Raw genomic sequence first — 14,977 nt, forward strand, 5'->3', positions numbered from 1 at the left:
CCCAACCCAATCACAACCCCGCCGCCGCCTCGATGATCGGCACGAACTTCTCGGCGGTCAGGCTGGCCCCGCCGACCAGCGCGCCGTCGACATTCTCGACCGACAACAGCGTCGCGGCATTCTCGCCGATCACCGAGCCGCCATACAGGATGCCCACGTCGTCCGCCGCATCGCCGATCAGCATGCGCAGCTTGGCGCGCGCGATCGAGTGGATCGTCGCGATCTCCTCGACGGTCGGCGTCCGCCCGGTCCCGATCGCCCAGCGCGGCTCATAAGCCAGGGTGAACCAGCTGCCATCGGCATTGTCGGGCACCGACTTCTCGATCTGCGCCTGCACCACCCGCTCGGCGCGGCCCGCATTGCGCTCCGCCTCGGTCTCGCCGCAGCACAATATGACCTTCAGGCCGTTGCGATGCGCCGCCGCCGCCTTGGCCCAGGCGTCCTGGCTCGTCTCGCCCTGGTCGGCACGACGTTCGGAATGGCCGACGATCGTGAAGCGCGCCCCCGCCTCGCGCACCATCCCGGCCGAGACGCAGCCGGTATGCGCCCCCGAATCGCGTTCGTGCACATCCTCCGCGCCGATCGCCAGATCGGGCACCCGCTCCGCCGCCGCGGCGATCAGCGTGAAGGGCACCGCCATCGCGACATCGACATTCGGAGCCGCCAGCGCCGCCGCCGCGATCGCGTCCAGCTCGGCCAGGGCGGCGCGCGAACCGTTCATCTTCCAGTTGCCAGCCACCATTTTGCGCCGTGCCATAACCGGGCTCCTCATCTGTCGACTGTTATACGTGTTCAACACCGATAGCGGATCATGCGATCCGCGCAAGCTTGATGCGGGCGCGACGGGCCCCTAAAGCACATCCGTTTTTATCCTTTGCCGATCGGTCGTCCATGCTCAGCTTCTTCCGCCGGATCATCAATTCCAAGGCCGGCGTCGTCGTGACCTTCATCGTGCTGGGCGTGATCGCGATCGCGTTCGCCGCGGGCGACGTGTCCAACATCTCGGGCATGGCGGGCGGGCTGACCGGCTCGTCGGTCGCCAAGGTCGGCGATGCGAAGATCACCGCCAACGACCTGCGCACCGCCGCGCAGAACGAGGTCGCCGCCTATCGCCAGGAACAGCCGACCTTCGACATGGCGCAATTCATGGCGGCGGGCGGGTTCGAGGGCGTGCTCCAGCGCGAGATCACCGGCCTGTCGCTCGAACAGTTCGGCAAGGACCAGGGCATGGTCGTCTCGCGCCGCCTGATCGACGGGCAGATCGCCTCGATCCCGGCCTTTCGCGGCCCCAATGGCCAGTTCGATCCGGCGCTTTACCAGCAGCTTCTGGCCCAGCGGAAGATGACCGACGTGCAGGTCCGCACCGACCTGGAGCGCACCCTGTTCGCGCAGCAGCTGACCGTGCCGACCATCGGCGCGACCCAGATGGCGATGCAGATGGCGCTGCCCTATGCCTCGCTGCTGCTCGAAAAGCGCGGCGGTGAGGTCGGCTTCATCCCGACCCGTCTGGTGCCCACCGGCCCCGCGCCCAGCGACGGCGACATCCAGGCCTTCTACACGCGCAACGTCCAGCGCTACACGCTGCCCGAGCGTCGCGTCGTCCGCTATGCGCTGGTCACTCCGGCCGCCATCGCGGCCAAAGCGACCCCCAGCGAGGCGGAGATCGCCCGCTATTATCAGAGCAACCAGTCGCGCTACGCCGCCGCCGAAAAGCGCGACGTGACGCAGGTGATCGTCGCCGATCAGGCGGGTGCGAACGCGCTGGCCGCCAAGGCGAAGGGCGGCACCAGCCTGGCCGATGCGGCGCGCGCCGCCGGGCTCGAGGCTTCGGTGCAGAAGGGTCTGGACAAGGCGGCCTATGCCGCGCTCGCCTCCGCGCCGGTCGCCGATGCAGTGTTCGCCGCCGCCAAGGGTACGGTCGTGGGCCCGGTGCGCGGCACCCTCGGCTTCGTCGTCGCCCGTGTCGACGGCGTGACCCAGGTGCCGGGCAAGACGCTGGCGCAGGTCCGTCCCGAGATCGTCGCGGAGCTGACCAAGCAGAAGCAGGCGGCCGCGCTGGGCGAGATGCGCAACGCGATTGAGGATTCGCTGTCGGGCAACGCGACCTTCGAGGAAGTGGTCGCCGACCGCAAGCTGCAGGCGCAGACGACCCCCGCCGTCACCGCGCAGGGCACGGCGCCCGACGCGCCCGCCTTCCAGCCGACGCCCGAACAGCGCGCGATGATCACCGCCGCCTTCACCGCCGAGGAAGGCGACGCGCCGCAGCTGGTTCCGGTCGGCCAGGACGGCGGCTTCGCCATCGTCGGCGTCGGCCAGATCCAGCGCTCCGCCCCCCGCCCGCTGGCGCAGGTCCGCGCGCAGGTGCTGGCCGATCTGAACGCCGACCGCGCCCGTGCCGCCGCGCGCAAGCTGGCCAATGCCGTGCTCGCCAAGGTGAACAAGGGCATGCCGATGGCGCAGGCGCTGAAGGAAACCGGGCTGGCCGTGCCGCCGGTCCGCCCGATCGCCGCGTCGCGTCGCGACCTCGCCGCCGCGCAGAACACCCCCGCCGCCGCCCCGCTCGCACTGCTGTTCTCGATGCCGCAGAACAAGGCGCGGACGCTGGAGGCACCGCAGAATGAAGGCTGGTACATCCTGCGCGTGACGAAGATCGAGGCGGGCAACGCGACCGGCAATGACGCCGCGATCCGCGCCGCGCGCGGGGACATTGGCCGCCTGGTCGGCCGCGAATATGTCTCGCAATTCGCCCGCGCCGTCCGCGACACGCTGGGCGTCAAGACCGATCCCAAGGCGATCGCCAAGGTCCGCTCGGAGCTGCTGAACAATGGCGGCAACTGAGCCCCACGCCGATGACGCCGCGCTCGCCCAGCTGAAGGCGGGGCGGCCCGCGCTGGTGTGGCGGCGGCAAATCGCCGACACCGAGACGCCGGTCGCCGCCGCGCTGAAGCTGATCGAGCCCGGACGCGGCGACTTCCTGCTCGAATCGGTCGAGGGCGGCGCGACGCGCGGGCGCTACAGCCTGATCGGGCTGGCCCCCGATCTCGTCTTCCGCGCCGACGGGCATGACGCCGCGATCAACCGCCGCTGGGCGACCGATCGTGACGCGTTCGAGCCCTGTGCCGCGCCGACGCTCGCCGCGCTGCGCACGCTGGTCGCCGAATGCCGCGCCGACGTGCCCGAAGGGCTGCCGCCCGCGCTCGCCTGCCTGGTCGGCTATTTCGGCTATGAGACGGTGGGACTGGTCGAGGCGCTGCCCAAGCCCCCGGTCGATCCGCTTGGCCTGCCCGACATGATCTTCGTGCGGCCGACCGTCATCCTGGTGTTCGACCGGCTGGCCGACGCGCTCTATCTCGTCGCGCCTGTCTGGCCCGAGAATGTCCGCGATCCCGAACGCGCGCTGGCCGAGGCGCAGGAGCGGCTCGACGCCACCGCCGCGCGGCTGGCCTCCACCCGTCTGCCGCCGCCGGTCCGCGCCGATCTTCCCGAGCCCAGCTATGCCCCCGCCCTGCCCGCCGGCCGCTATGCGGAGATGGTGGCGCGCGCGAAGGACTATATCGTCGCGGGCGACATATTTCAGGTGGTGCTGGCGCAGCGTTTCTCGGCGCCCTTCGCGCTGCCGCCCTTCGAGCTGTATCGCAGCCTGCGGCGGATCAACCCCTCGCCCTTCCTCTATCATCTCGACCTGCCGGGCTTTTCGCTGATCGGGTCGAGCCCCGAGATCCTCGTCCGGGTACGCGCGGGCGAGGTCACGATCCGGCCGATCGCGGGCACCCGCCCCCGCGGCAAGACGCGTGCCGAGGACGCCGCCAACCGCGACAGCCTGCTCGCCGATCCCAAGGAACGCGCCGAGCATCTGATGCTGCTCGACCTGGGCCGCAACGATGTCGGCCGCGCCTCGGCGGCGGGCAGCGTCCGCGTGACCGACAGCTATACGGTCGAATTCTACAGCCATGTGATGCACATCGTGTCCAACGTCGTCGGGCGGCTGGGCGACGACAAGGACGCGCTCGACGCGCTGTTCGCGGGCTTCCCGGCGGGCACGGTCAGCGGCGCGCCCAAGGTCCGCGCCTGCCAGATCATCGCCGAGCTGGAACCCGAGCAGCGCGGCGCCTATGCGGGCGGCGTCGGCTATTTCTCGCCCGATGGATCGATGGACTCGTGCATCGTGCTGCGGACCGCGGTGGTGAAGGACGGCACCATCCATGTCCAGGCGGGCGCAGGCATCGTCGCCGACAGCGACCCTGCCTATGAACAGCGCGAATGCGAGGCCAAAGCAGGTGCGATGCTCGCCGCCGCACGCGATGCGGTCGCGCGGGCGGGCGACGGGGGTTTCGGGCAGTAGGGCAGCTTAGGGACGGATCAACAGTCGCGAGTTCTTCTTCCTCTCTCCCCTGGACAGGGGAGAGGGTTAGCGGAGCTTGCCAGCCTGCTGGCTAGCGCAGCTTGGGTGAGGGGTTGAGCGAGCCCAAAGGCTCGCGCCGCTCGCCAAGCGAGCGCCCACCCCTCACCCAGCTCCGACTAAGCCTTTGCTGTCGCAAAGACCAAGTCTGCGCAACCCTCTCCCCTCTGCGAGGGGCGAGGGAAGGAAAGGCAATCCTTAACGTCGCTCGACCCTAAGCCACCGCCCTCACTGCCCGTCGGCGGACGGCGGGGTCGCCTCGGCGCGGCGGGCGCGGCGTTCGTCGGAATATTGGCGGTTCCAGGTCATGCTGCACCCGCTCTGCCCGCCCGTGCCGACCGGCGAGCAGGTGTCGGGGATGCCGCCCGCGACCCGGCCGACCTGGTCGATCGTCGCGGCACGGTTGACCCAGCTCTGGTTCTGCGCGGGGATCGGCTTGTCGTCGCGCAACGCCTTGGGGATGCGGTAGGGCTCGTCGACGCGACCGCAGACCACCACCTCTTCGGACGTGCTGGGCGGACATTTCTGGTCGCCGGTCAAGGTCACCTGGCGCACCCGCTTGGGCGGTTGGCCGGAGGCGGCCTGCGCATCCTGCCCCGCTTGCTGGGCAAGCGCCGCGCCGGGGGTCAACAGCAGGGCGGCGATCAGGGCGGCACGAACCATGGCGACGAAACTCCTTTGAGACGACAACGTCGAACGCCGCGCATGGCTCCACGCTGAACGGCCTCTCCCCACGGCCGAATTCCGGCAAATTTAGGGCCATGTGTCGCGCGGCCCGACAATTTCGCACCTCCAGCCGCCCGGCGCGGCGCTGGGGACGTTGCACCATCCGTGCGATCGGCTATGGCGGGATCATGATCCTGGTCGTCGACAATTACGACAGCTTCACCTGGAACCTCGTCCATTATCTTCAGGAATTGGGCAGCGAGGTGGAGGTGGTCCGCAACGACGCGATCTCGGCGGGCCAAGCGCTCTCGTCGGGGGCGCAAGCCTTTCTCATCTCCCCGGGGCCCTGCACCCCGACCGAGGCGGGCGTCAGCCTGGACCTGGTCGCTGCCGCCGCCGATGCGGGCCGTCCGCTGCTGGGCGTGTGCCTGGGCCATCAGGCGATCGGCCAGCATTTCGGCGGGCTGGTCCAGCGCGGCGGGCTGATGCACGGCAAGACCTCGCCCGTGCATCATGACGGCACCGGGCTGTTCCGGGGCCTGCCCTCGCCCTTCACCGCGACGCGCTATCACTCGCTGATCGTCAACGACGTGCCCGACAGCCTGGTGGTGAATGCGCGTGCCGAGGATGGCACGGTGATGGGTTTCCGCCACGCCACGCTGCCCATCCACGGCGTCCAGTTCCACCCGGAAAGCATCGCCACCGAATATGGCCATGCGATGCTCGCCAATTTCCTGCGCGAAGCGGGCGTGGCGCACGACCTGCCCGAGCGGCTGCGTCCGCCGGTCGAGACGCCCGCGTGACCACGATCGCGCTGCTGCCCGATCCCGTCAGCCCGCTGTCGCGCGAGACGGCCTATGCGGCCTTTGCCGATATTCTCGACGGTCGTGCGGGCGACGAGGCGACAGCGACCTTCCTGACCGACTTGGCCGAGCGGGGCGAGACCTCGATCGAGATCGCCGAGGCCGCGCGGGCCATGCGCGAGCGGCTGATCCCCATCACGGCGCCGCCCGGCACGATCGATGTCTGCGGGACGGGTGGTGACGGGCATCACACGCTCAACGTCTCGACCGCCGTGTCGCTGGTCGTCGCGGCGCTCGGCGTGCCGGTCGCCAAGCATGGCAACCGCGCCGCCTCGTCGAAGGCGGGCGCGGCGGACACGCTGGAGGTGCTGGGCCTCGACATGGAGCGCGCCGGACAGGTGGCGCAGGCCAGCCTCAGCGATATCGGCATCGCCTTCCTCTTCGCCGCCAACCACCACCCCGCCATGGCGCGGATCACCCCGATCCGGCGGCGGATCGGGCGGCGGACGATCTTCAACCTGATGGGCCCGCTCGCCAATCCCGCGCATGTCGGTCGCCAGCTGATCGGCATCGCGCGGCCCGACTATGCGTCGGTCTATGCCGAGGCGCTGGACCAGCTGGGCGCGACGGCGGCGCTGGTCGTGTCGGGCGAGGAAGGGCTGGACGAACTGTCGGGCGCCGGGCCCAGCATCGCGGTGTCGGTCGGCGATGTCGCCGCCCCCGCGACGATCACGCCCGAGGATGCGGGGCTGCCCCGCCATCCCATCGCCGCCATTCGCGGCGGCGACGCCCGGCACAATGCCGAGGCGCTTCGCCGCCTTCTCGCCGGAGAGCCGGGCGCGTATCGCGACGCGGTTCTCCTCAACGCCGCCGCCGCCTTGCTGGTCGCGGGGCATAGCGCCGATCTGGCCCAGGGGGCCGTGGCCGCTGCCCGTGCGATCGATACCGGCGAGGCCGCGGCGCTTCTCGATCGATGGATTGCTTACCGATGACGATGCTCGACCGCATCCTGGAAACCAAGCGCGCCGATGTCGCCGCGCGCAAGGCGACGATGTCGCTGTCCGATCTCGATGCCAAGATCGACACGGTGTCCGCCCCGCGCGGCTTTCGCGCCGCGCTCGACGCCAAGACCGGCCATGCGCTGATCGCCGAGGTGAAGAAGGCCAGCCCGTCCAAGGGCCTGATCCGCGCCGATTTCGATCCCCCCGCCCATGCCCGCGCCTATGAGGCCGGGGGCGCGGCGTGCCTGTCGGTGCTGACCGACGAGCGCTGGTTCCAGGGGGCCGACCTGTTTCTGGAGCAAGCGCGCGCGGCGGTGTCGATCCCGGTGCTGCGCAAGGACTTCATGGTCGATCCCTGGCAGGTGCATGAGGCCCGCGCGCTGGGAGCCGACGCCATCCTGATCATCGTCGCCGCGCTGGACGACGGCCAGATGCAGGAGATCGAGGCCGCCGCGATCGAGTGCGGCATGGACGCGCTGGTCGAGGTGCACGACGCCGCCGAGATGGAGCGCGCCGCCCGGCTGAAGTCGCGGCTGATCGGGGTGAACAATCGCGATCTCAGGGACTTCTCGGTCGATTTTCAGCGGACCTACGAACTGGTCGGACGCGCGCCGCAGGGTTGCACCTTCGTCGCCGAGAGCGGGCTGACGACTCGCGCCGATCTCGACGCGATGGCCGAGCATGGCATTCACTGCTTCCTGATCGGCGAAGCGCTGATGCGCCAGCAGGATGTCGAGGCGGCGACCCGTGAACTGATCGGATGACCGGCCTCACCCATCTGGACGAGACCGGTTCGGCGCGGATGGTCGATGTCGGGGCCAAGTCGGTGACGGCCCGGCAGGCGGTGGCGCAGGGGCGGATCACCATGTCGGCCGAGGCCGCCGCTGCGATCGCGGCGGGCAGCGTCCAGAAGGGTGACGTGCTCGCCGTCGCGCGGGTCGCGGGGATCATGGCCGCCAAGAAGACCAGTGACCTGATCCCGCTCTGCCACCCGCTTCCGCTCAGCAAGGTCGAGATCGAACTGACCCTGGATGCCGAAGGCGTGACCGCGACCGCCACCGCCGCGACGGCGGGCCAGACCGGGGTGGAGATGGAGGCGCTGGCGGCCGTGTCGGTTACGCTGCTGACCGTCTATGACATGGCCAAGGCGCTCGATAAGCATATGACGATCGGCGATATTCGCCTGTTGTCCAAGACCGGCGGCAAGTCGGGTGACTGGCACGCCTGACCGGCCCGCCTGCGGGAACGCCAGCGCCGACGACGCGTCTTGTCGCCAACAGGAGTGACCGCCATTCTTCTACCCGTTACCGAAGCCCAACAGCGCCTGCTCGCCCTCGCCCCCGACCGGCCCGTCATCGAGCTCGCCCTGCGCGACGCCGCCGGGCGCTGGGCCGCGCGGGACGTGCTGGCGCAGCGGACCCAGCCGTCTCGCGACCTGTCGGCGATGGACGGCTATGCGATCCGCTTCGACGATATGCCGGGGCCCTGGACGGTGATCGGCGAAAGCGCCGCCGGGCGCCCCTTTCCGGAGACGGTCGAGGTCGGACAGGCGACGCGCATCTTCACCGGCGCCGCGCTGCCACCGGGCACCGACACGGTGCTGGTCCAGGAAGAAGCGGGGCGCGAGGACCGGACGCTGACCCTGACCGGCGAAGGCCCGGCGCATCGCGGACGCAATGTCCGACGGCGCGGGCTGGATTTTTCGCAAGGCGACCGGCTGATCGCCGCCGGGCAGCGGCTGACGCCCGCGCGGATCGCGGTGGCGGCGACCGGCGGCCATGGCACCCTGCCCGTCCGCCCGCGCGTCCGGATCGCGATCGCCGCGACCGGCGACGAACTCGTGCCCCCCGGACAGGGGGGTGCCGATGCCCTGCCGGAGTCGAACGGCGTGATGCTGGCGGCGTTGCTCGCCGACCTCCCCGTCGAGATCATCGACCTGGGCATCTTGCCCGACAATCTGGAACGGCTGCGCGACGCCTTTGCCGGGGTCGCGGCCGACCTGCTCGTCACGACCGGCGGCGCATCGGTGGGGGATCATGATCTGGTCCAGCCCGCGCTGAAGGCGGCGGGCGGTAGCATCGATTTCTGGCGGATTGCGCTTCGCCCCGGCAAGCCGATGATGGCGGGGCGGCTAAACGACATGGTCGTGCTGGGCCTGCCCGGCAATCCGGTGTCGGCCTTCGTGACCGCGATTCTCTTCGTCAAGCCGCTGGTCGCGCATATGGCGGGCGCGGGCGATCCCTTCCCCAGCGCGATCCCCGCCATTCTGGGTGAGGATCTGCCCGCCAACGGTCCGCGCATCGACTATCCGCGCGCCGCGATGATCGACGGGCGCATTCATGCGGCGGCCATCCAGGACAGCTCGATGCTGCTGACCCTGGCGCGTTCGACATGCCTTGTGATCCGCCCGCCGCACGCGCCCCCGGCCCGTGCGGGCGACTCGGCGGAAATCCTGATGCTCGCTTGACGCAAGCCTTTCCGTTCCATATAAGTTCCACGTCTGTTCTGGACGGAGGATCGCGATGCTCACCGCAAAGCAGCATGAGCTTGTCTGCTTCATCAACGACCGTTTGCGGGAAACCGGCGTCTCGCCCTCCTTCGAGGAGATGAAGGAGGCGCTGGACCTCAAGTCCAAATCGGGCGTCCACCGCCTGATCTCCGCGCTGGAGGAACGCAACTTCATCCGCCGCCTGCCCAATCGCGCCCGCGCGCTGGAGGTGCTGCGGATGCCCGATCGGCCGGAAAAGCCGGTCGCGGCCGCCGCCAGCGCGGCCGATGCGCGTCCGCCCGCCGCGAAGCCGGTTGCCGAGCCCGCCAATGACGTGGTCGAGATCCCCCTGCATGGCCGTATCGCCGCAGGTGTCCCGATCGAGGCGTTCGAGGGCAGCTCGACCCTGGCCGTTCCCGCCGCCCTGCTCGGCACGGGTGAGCATTATGCGCTGGAAGTGTCGGGCGATTCGATGGTCGAGGCGGGTATTCTCGACGGCGACTATGCGCTGATCCGCCGCACCGACATCGCCCGCGACGGCCAGATCGTCGTCGCGCTGATCGACGAGGCGGAGGCGACGCTGAAATATTTCCGGCGCGAAGGCTCGATGATCCGGCTCGACCCCGCCAACCGCGCCTATGATCCCCAGCGTTACGCGCCCGCCCAGGTGCGGGTGCAGGGCAAGCTATCGGGCATTCTGCGGCGCTACGATTGATAAGGGGGCGAGCGGGTCAGCGCCCGCGCGCCTCGCTCGCCACGATCCAGGGGTGCCGGTCCCCCGGCATCCGCGCGGTTTCGGCGACGGGTCCCGACAGCCGGATCGTCACGCCGCCGCTGCGATGCAAGGCGGGGGCATCGAGCTTCAGCCAGCGCGGGCGGCACGCCCCGGGCAGCCGCCGGTCGGCGATCATGATGTCGACGCGGCCGCACAGCGCGATCAGGCTGGCCCAGGGCAGCGCATAGCCGCTCCGCGTCGCCGCCACCCGCCAGACGCGCCCGTCCCGCACGATCCGGGTCAGGCAGATATCGGCGCCGCACCGCGCCTCCGCCTGGTCGACCAGCGCGAGCGGTGCATCGTCGCTGCCGCCGATTTCGGATAGCGCATTGCGGACATAATCCCCCGCCCGCTCCCGGAGCAGCGCCATGCCGCCGCCGGTGCGGATCGCGGCATGACGGCCATCGCCGGTCACGATCAGGTCGGGCACAGGCGCGGCCAGCATGGCGATCACGCCGATCGCCACGCCCGGCACGCCCAGCCATCGCCACCGTGTCCGCCACAGTGCCACCCAGAGTCCGCCAAGGATCGTCACGGCGAAAGCCCCGTCCGGCGCGACCGGCAGCGCCATCACCGCCCCCGGCATCGCCGCCACCTGTCGCGCCAGCCAGAGCAGCGCCCCCAGCGCATGGCCGAGCAGCCACCAGAAGGGCGCGCCCAGCCCCACGGGATCGAGCAGCAGCGCCAGCATCTCCAGCGGCATCGCGACAAAGGTCGTCCAGGGAATGGCGACGATATTGGCAAAGGCGCCGTACAGCCCCGCCTTGTGGAAATGATAGATGGCGATCGGCATCAGCGCGGCCTCGACCACCAGCCCGGTGACGAGCAACGCCCCCAACTGCCGCGCCACCGACCAGCGCCAGTCGGGATGCGGACCGAACCAGCGCCGCATCGCGGGATGTTCGTGCAGCGCGACGATGGCGGTGATCGCCGCGAAGGACAGCTGGAAACTCGCCCCCATCAGGGCCTCGGGCCGGAAGAGCAGCACGATGAACGCCCCCGCCGCGACCAGCCGCAGCGTCATCGCCTCGCGTCCCAGCGCCAGTGCCACCAGCACCAGCATGGCGGCGACACAGGACCGGATCGTCGGCACCTCTGCCCCCGTCAGCGCGGTATAGCCGATCGCCGCGACCGCGCCCGCCAGCGCCCCGACCAGCGGCAACCGCACACGCAGCGCCAGCCATGGCCAGAGCGCGAGCAGCCGGATCGTCAGGACCATGACGATCCCGACCACCGCCGTGATGTGCAGCCCGCTGACCGACAGGAGATGCGCGAGCCCCGCCCGGCGCATCGCGTCGGCATCCGCCGCGCCGATGCCGCCGACATCGCCGGTTGCGAGCGCGGCTGCGATACCGCCCGCACTCCCCTCGATCCGCGCGGAAATATGGGATGACAGCCGCTGGCGAAGCCCCTCTCCCCGGCTCGATGGCCGCAGGACCTCGACCGGCGCGAAGCCACGCCCCGTCGCGCCGATCCCCTGAAACCAGGCGGCGCGGGCAAAGTCATGGCCGCCGCGCGCAATGGGTCCGGCGGGCGGCATGAGTCGCGCGCGCAGGCGGACGATCGCCCCGCGCCCCAGACCGGCCGGAACATCCTCGATGGGCAGCGACACCCGGACATGGGGCGGCAACATGATCGCCCGCCCGCGCCCGTCGCTGGCCTCCGACGGTCGCAGCATCAGCCGCATCAGCCCGCGCGCCGCCAACCGGTCGACGCCCTCCACCGTGCCCGTCATGGTCGCGAGCACCGGGCGGGCCAGGACCGGCGCCGCCACCGACTCGGCCCGCGCCCAGGCCAGCGCCGCACCGCCGCCGACCAGCAGCGCGGCCACGCCGATGCCGCGCGTCACGCGGCCGCCGCCGGACAGGGTGAACGCCGCCAGCCCCACCCCGCCCGCCACACAGATCAGCGCCGCCCAGCCGTGCGGATCGGGCAGGACGAACCACAAGGCGATGCCCAGCCCCCAGGCCACCGGCATCCACAGCGCCAACTGCGTCCGCTCGCGTTCCGCCCAAAGTTCCAACGCCGTCCAGCGCGGCATTTGGCGAGGGCCGCGCTTGATGCTAGGGGCTGCGGCGGCTGAATAGGCCATCGAAATTCATGATTGGGAGTATGCGCGGTTGAGCGCAACAGATGATATCGCCACCGGGTCGGCCGCAGGCGAAGTGGTCACCCGCTTCGCGCCCTCGCCGACCGGCTTCCTCCATATCGGCGGCGCACGCACTGCGCTGTTCAACTGGCTGTTCGCCAAGGCGAATGGCGGCAAGTTCCTGCTGCGGATCGAGGATACCGACCGCGCCCGCTCGACCCAGCCCGCGATCGACGCGATCCTGGACGGCATGCGCTGGCTGGGCCTGGATTGGGACGGCGAGGCGGTGTTCCAGTTCGCCCGCGCCGACCGCCATGCCGAGGTGGCGCGCGAGATGATGGCCAAGGGCCATGCCTATCGCTGCTACATGACGCAGGACGAGATCGCCGCCCAGCGCGAGGCCGCGCAGGCCGCCAAGCAGCCCCTGCGCATCCGCTCGCCCTGGCGCGACGCCGATCCCGCGACCGCGCCCGAGGGCCAGCCCTTCGTCGTCCGCCTGCGCGCCCCGCGCGAAGGGGCGGTCACGATCGAGGACCGGGTGCAGGGCAGCGTCACCGTGCAGAATGCCGAGCTGGACGATCTGGTCCTGCTCCGTTCGGACGGCACGCCGACCTATATGCTGGCGGTGGTGGTCGACGACCATGACATGGGCGTGACCCATGTCATCCGCGGCGACGATCACCTCAACAACGCCTTCCGCCAGCTTCCCATCTACAAGGCGATGGGCTGGGCCGAGCCGATCTATGCGCATATCCCGCTGATCCACGGATCGGACGGCGCCAAGCTGTCCAAGCGTCACGGCGCGGTCGGGATCGAGGCGTATCGCGACGAGATGGGCATCCTTCCGGAAGCGCTCGACAATTATCTGCTTCGTCTGGGCTGGGGTCATGGCGATGCCGAGATCATCGCGCGGGACGAGGCTGTGAAGTGGTTCGACCTCGCCGCCGTGGGCAAGGCGCCGTCGCGCTTCGACCTGAAGAAGCTGGAAAATCTCAACGGCCATTATATTCGCGAAGCCGACGACGCGCGCCTCGCCGCGCTGACCGCAGGCCGCATGGGCGTGGAGGACGTCGCGCTGCTGACCGCCGCGATGCCCTCGCTGAAGCCGCGCGCCGCTAATCTGAACGAATTGGCCGATGGCGCGCGGTTCCTTTTCGCGACCCGTCCGTTGACCATGGATGATGCCGCCGCCGGTCTTCTCGATGAAAAGGCACGGCACATTCTCTTTTCCGTACACACCGCGCTTGACGCGGTGCACAACTGGGATACGGAGCTTTTGGAAGACGCGGTACGCAAGGTGGCCGAGGCAGAGGGCGTCAAGCTCGGCCAGGTCGCCCAGCCGCTCCGCGCTGCCTTGACCGGACGCAAGACGTCACCGGGGATCTTCGACGTGCTCAGCCTGTTGGGCCGTGAGGAAAGCCTGGGTCGGATCGCGGACCAGATGACCGCAGATAGGAAGGATAATTGAGCATGAGCGACACCGCGAAATTCAACATCGCAGGCAAAGAGTTCGACTATCCGGTCATGTCGGGTTCGATCGGCCCGGACGTGGTCGATATCCGCAAGCTCTATGCGCAGACCGGCGCGTTCACCTATGACCCCGGCTTCACCTCGACCGCCTCGTGCCGGTCGGAGCTGACCTATATCGACGGCGACGAGGGCGTGCTGCTCCATCGCGGCTATCCGATCGGCGAGCTCGCTGAGAATAGCAGCTTCATGGAAGTCGCCTATCTGCTGCTGAACGGCGAACTGCCGAACCAGGACGAGCTGTCGGGCTTCACCAACACCATCACGCGCCACACCATGGTGCATGAGCAGCTGGCGGCGTTCTTCCGTGGCTTCCGCCGCGATGCGCATCCGATGGCGATCATGTGCGGCGTGGTCGGCGCGCTGTCGGCCTTCTATCACGACTCGACCGACATCCATGACCCGGTGCAGCGCACCATCGCCTCGCACCGCCTGATCGCCAAGATCCCGACGATCGCGGCGATGGCGTACAAGTATTCGGTGGGCCAGCCCTTCCTGTACCCGGACAACTCGCTGTCCTACACCGGCAACTTCCTGCGCATGACCTTCGGCGTCCCCGCCGAGCCGTATGAGGTGAACCCGGCCGTCGAAAAGGCGATGGACCGCATCTTCATCCTGCACGCCGATCACGAGCAGAACGCCTCGACCTCGACCGTCCGTCTGGCGGGTTCGTCGGGCGCCAATCCGTTCGCGTGCATCGCGGCGGGTATCGCCTGCCTCTGGGGCCCGGCGCATGGCGGCGCGAACGAAGCCGCGCTCAACATGCTGCGCGAGATCGGCACGCCCGATCGCATCCCCGAATTCATCGCGCGCGCCAAGGACAAGAACGATCCGTTCCGCCTGATGGGCTTCGGTCACCGCGTGTACAAGAACTACGATCCGCGCGCGACCGTGATGCAGAAGACCGTGCGCGAAGTGTTCGACGCGCTGAAGGTCAACGATCCGCTGTTCGAGACGGCGCTCCGCCTCGAAGAGATCGCGCTGAGCGACGATTATTTCGTCGAGAAGAAGCTGTTCCCGAACGTCGACTTCTATTCGGGCGTGATCCTGTCGGCGATCGGCTTCCCGACCGAGATGTTCACCGTTCTGTTCGCGCTCGCCCGCACCGTCGGCTGGGTCGCGCAGTGGAACGAGATGATCACCGACCCCGACCAGAAGATCGGCCGTCCGCGTCAGCTGTATACCGGCCCGACGCAGCGTTCGTACGTTCCGGTCGAGCAGCGCTAAGC

At 69.5% G+C, this 14,977-nt stretch carries 13 protein-coding genes; 10 read left to right on the forward strand and 3 right to left on the reverse strand.

All coding sequences use genetic code 11. The features are described 5' to 3' along the window. Positions 1-10: 10 nt before the first annotated feature. Complete coding sequence (gene tpiA, locus QE363_RS14300; protein ID WP_309696296.1) at positions 11-757, reverse strand: triose-phosphate isomerase; 747 nt, start codon at positions 755-757, stop codon at positions 11-13. Between the two features lie 134 nt (positions 758-891). On the opposite strand from tpiA, the gene QE363_RS14305 reads away from it, so the two are divergent. Then, positions 892-2,838 (forward strand): SurA N-terminal domain-containing protein, encoded by a 1,947-nt coding sequence (locus QE363_RS14305; protein ID WP_309696298.1) that lies wholly within the window; start codon positions 892-894, stop codon positions 2,836-2,838. Then, the gene (gene trpE, locus QE363_RS14310) at positions 2,825-4,342 is read left to right on the forward strand and encodes an anthranilate synthase component I (RefSeq protein ID WP_309696300.1); all 1,518 of its coding nucleotides are present in this window, start codon (positions 2,825-2,827) and stop codon (positions 4,340-4,342) included. The genes QE363_RS14305 and trpE overlap by 14 nt, the downstream gene beginning before the upstream one ends. Positions 4,343-4,627: 285 nt before the next feature. Here trpE and QE363_RS14315 read toward each other — a convergent pair whose 3' ends face one another. Further along, on the reverse strand, positions 4,628-5,062 hold the full coding sequence (locus QE363_RS14315; RefSeq protein ID WP_309696302.1) for a hypothetical protein: 435 nt from the start codon (positions 5,060-5,062) through the stop codon (positions 4,628-4,630). A 191-nt stretch (positions 5,063-5,253) separates the two neighbouring features. Between QE363_RS14315 and QE363_RS14320 the strand changes: the two genes are divergently transcribed. From QE363_RS14320 to lexA, 6 genes are read left to right on the forward strand one after another with little or no spacing between them, the layout of a single operon-like run. After that, positions 5,254-5,868 carry an aminodeoxychorismate/anthranilate synthase component II gene (locus QE363_RS14320; RefSeq protein WP_307104562.1) on the forward strand — a complete coding sequence of 205 codons (615 nt, stop codon included), beginning with the start codon at positions 5,254-5,256 and terminating at the stop codon, positions 5,866-5,868. Further along, positions 5,865-6,860 (forward strand): anthranilate phosphoribosyltransferase, encoded by a 996-nt coding sequence (gene trpD, locus QE363_RS14325; protein ID WP_309696304.1) that lies wholly within the window; start codon positions 5,865-5,867, stop codon positions 6,858-6,860. The genes QE363_RS14320 and trpD overlap by 4 nt, the downstream gene beginning before the upstream one ends. Beyond that, positions 6,857-7,633, forward strand: coding sequence for an indole-3-glycerol phosphate synthase TrpC (gene trpC / locus QE363_RS14330; RefSeq protein WP_307099675.1), 777 nt, complete (start codon positions 6,857-6,859; stop codon positions 7,631-7,633). Before trpD ends, trpC begins: the two co-directional genes overlap by 4 nt. Next, positions 7,630-8,097 carry a cyclic pyranopterin monophosphate synthase MoaC gene (gene moaC, locus QE363_RS14335; RefSeq protein WP_309696306.1) on the forward strand — a complete coding sequence of 156 codons (468 nt, stop codon included), beginning with the start codon at positions 7,630-7,632 and terminating at the stop codon, positions 8,095-8,097. Before trpC ends, moaC begins: the two co-directional genes overlap by 4 nt. A gap of 54 nt (positions 8,098-8,151) precedes the next feature. Then, entirely contained in the window at positions 8,152-9,336 is a 1,185-nt protein-coding gene (gene glp / locus QE363_RS14340; protein ID WP_309696309.1) for a gephyrin-like molybdotransferase Glp, read from the forward strand. A gap of 55 nt (positions 9,337-9,391) precedes the next feature. Further along, entirely contained in the window at positions 9,392-10,072 is a 681-nt protein-coding gene (lexA, locus tag QE363_RS14345) for a transcriptional repressor LexA (protein ID WP_307099681.1), read from the forward strand. 16 nt (positions 10,073-10,088) lie between these two features. Here the strand turns inward: lexA and QE363_RS14350 are convergent, their stop codons facing one another. Next, the gene (locus QE363_RS14350; protein WP_309696311.1) at positions 10,089-12,173 is read right to left on the reverse strand and encodes a ComEC/Rec2 family competence protein; all 2,085 of its coding nucleotides are present in this window, start codon (positions 12,171-12,173) and stop codon (positions 10,089-10,091) included. Between the two features lie 79 nt (positions 12,174-12,252). Between QE363_RS14350 and gltX the strand changes: the two genes are divergently transcribed. Together gltX and QE363_RS14360 are read left to right on the forward strand one after the other, a co-directional pair. Then, positions 12,253-13,689: a glutamate--tRNA ligase gene (gene gltX, locus QE363_RS14355; RefSeq protein WP_309696313.1), complete on the forward strand. Its 1,437-nt coding sequence runs from the start codon at positions 12,253-12,255 to the stop codon at positions 13,687-13,689. 2 nt (positions 13,690-13,691) lie between these two features. Next, positions 13,692-14,975 carry a citrate synthase gene (locus QE363_RS14360; RefSeq protein ID WP_307099687.1) on the forward strand — a complete coding sequence of 428 codons (1,284 nt, stop codon included), beginning with the start codon at positions 13,692-13,694 and terminating at the stop codon, positions 14,973-14,975. Positions 14,976-14,977 lie beyond the last annotated feature (2 nt).

The organism is Sphingomonas sp. SORGH_AS_0870 (assembly GCF_031453175.1).
In the GTDB taxonomy this organism is placed as follows: domain Bacteria; phylum Pseudomonadota; class Alphaproteobacteria; order Sphingomonadales; family Sphingomonadaceae; genus Sphingomonas.

Bases quoted from the DNA above. Each gene is read 5' to 3' on its own strand.
- lexA (WP_307099681.1), top strand. From the start codon at position 9,392: ATGCTCACCGCAAAGCAGCATGAGCTTGTCTGCTTCATCAACGACCGT.
- QE363_RS14350 (WP_309696311.1), bottom strand. From the start codon at position 12,173: ATGCCGCGCTGGACGGCGTTGGAACTTTGGGCGGAACGCGAGCGGACG.
- trpC (WP_307099675.1), top strand. From the start codon at position 6,857: ATGACGATGCTCGACCGCATCCTGGAAACCAAGCGCGCCGATGTCGCC.
- trpE (WP_309696300.1), top strand. From the start codon at position 2,825: ATGGCGGCAACTGAGCCCCACGCCGATGACGCCGCGCTCGCCCAGCTG.
- QE363_RS14360 (WP_307099687.1), top strand. From the start codon at position 13,692: ATGAGCGACACCGCGAAATTCAACATCGCAGGCAAAGAGTTCGACTAT.
- tpiA (WP_309696296.1), bottom strand. From the start codon at position 757: ATGGCACGGCGCAAAATGGTGGCTGGCAACTGGAAGATGAACGGTTCG.
- moaC (WP_309696306.1), top strand. From the start codon at position 7,630: ATGACCGGCCTCACCCATCTGGACGAGACCGGTTCGGCGCGGATGGTC.
- QE363_RS14320 (WP_307104562.1), top strand. From the start codon at position 5,254: ATGATCCTGGTCGTCGACAATTACGACAGCTTCACCTGGAACCTCGTC.
- QE363_RS14305 (WP_309696298.1), top strand. From the start codon at position 892: ATGCTCAGCTTCTTCCGCCGGATCATCAATTCCAAGGCCGGCGTCGTC.
- QE363_RS14315 (WP_309696302.1), bottom strand. From the start codon at position 5,062: ATGGTTCGTGCCGCCCTGATCGCCGCCCTGCTGTTGACCCCCGGCGCG.